This window comes from Pseudonocardia sp. DxW, from assembly GCF_058448985.1.
The window spans coordinates 1-1,464 of sequence record NZ_JBZFLK010000069.1; the positions used below are offsets into that span (position 1 = coordinate 1).

General features: G+C 71.9%; 1 protein-coding gene. It reads left to right on the plus strand.

Annotated features, from left to right (window positions below; translation table 11 throughout):
• The first annotated feature begins 137 nt into the window (after window positions 1-137).
• Complete coding sequence (locus ACVJO7_RS33975) at window positions 138-1,451, plus strand: ISL3 family transposase (RefSeq protein WP_085916822.1); 1,314 nt, start codon at window positions 138-140, stop codon at window positions 1,449-1,451.
• The last annotated feature ends 13 nt before the right edge of the window (window positions 1,452-1,464 follow it).

Genomic DNA, 1,464 nt, shown 5'->3' on the forward strand with positions numbered 1-1,464 from the left:
GGCTCTTCCGGAAACGGAGTGCAGGTGAGGGTGTGGCCGGGCCCGGGACTGGGGTCGTGTCGCTGCGGTGAGGCGGGCCCCGAGAAGTTGATGATGCAGGTTCCTACGCCAGCACCGTCAAGCGTCCCGGGGACCCGATGCCGCAGCCTACGTCGCCGCCTGCCCAGATCGTGGCCGACACGATCATCCGGACCGTCGAGCTGGGGGTGCGGATCACCGACGCCGCCCTGGACGGCGACACCACCGTGCTGTGGTGCGAGCTGCTCACCGACGGGCCCGGGGTGTGTCCGGGCTGCGGGCTGGTCGGGGTCTACCGCGACACCGTGGAGCGCCGCGTCACCGACGTCCCGGTCGTGGGGCATCCGCTGCAGCTGCGGGTCCGGGTGCCGCGCTACCGGTGTGTCCACGACGGCTGCGTCCGCGAGGTCTTCGCCCACGACAGCCGCCGGCTGGCCCGCCCGGGGTGGACGACCACTCGACGCTGCGCGGCCTACGTGCTGGGGCGCCTGGCGGTGGACAAGGCCACCGTGTCCGCGGTCGCCCGCGAGCTAGGCCGGTCGTGGGACACCGTGAACAGCATCGCCGTCACCGCCACCGAGCAGTTGCTGCTCACCGCCGGTCCGGCCCGTCTCGACGGGGTGCGGGTGATCGGGGTCGACGAGCACAAGTGGGCTCACGTGTTCGGCGCCGACGGCGACGGGTTCGTCACCGTGATCACCGATCTCACCGCCGTCGTCGCAGGTCACGGTCCGGCACGGCTGCTCGACCTGGTGGCGGGCCGCTCAGCGGCGGCGATGACGACCTGGCTCAACGCCCGCGACCAGGCGTTCCGCGACGGCGTCCGGATCGTGGCGATGGACGGGTTCGGCGGCTACAAGAACGCCGCCACCACCGCACTGCCGGACGCGGTCACGGTGATGGACCCCTTCCATGTGGTCGCGCTGGCCGGGCACAAGCTCGACCTGTGCCGCCAGCGGGTCCAGCAGGACACCCTCGGCCACCGCGGCCGCACCGGTGACCCGCTCTATCGAGAGCGCCGCACCCTACGGACCCGGCTCGGGCTGCTCACCGACAAGCAGAGAACCAGGCTCGAGGCGGTGTTCGCCGGCGACCAGCACGTCGCGGTCGAGGTCACCTGGTGGGCGTATCAGCAGATCATCGCCGCCTACGCCACCACCGACCGCAGGCGCGGCAAGACCGAGCTCGCCTCGGTGATCGACCGGCTCCGCGGAGAGCTCCCGGCCGGGCTCGCCGAGCTCGCGACCCTCGGCCGGACGCTGCACCGGCGCCGCGAGGACGTGCTGGCCTACTTCGACCACCGCGCCTCGAACGGCCCGACCGAGGCCATCAACGGCCGCCTCGAAGCCCTCCGCCGCAACGCCCTCGGCTTCCGCAACCTGATCAACTACCGCATCAGATCGCTGCTGCACTGCGGAGCCCTTGCACTCTAGATCCGGAAGAGCC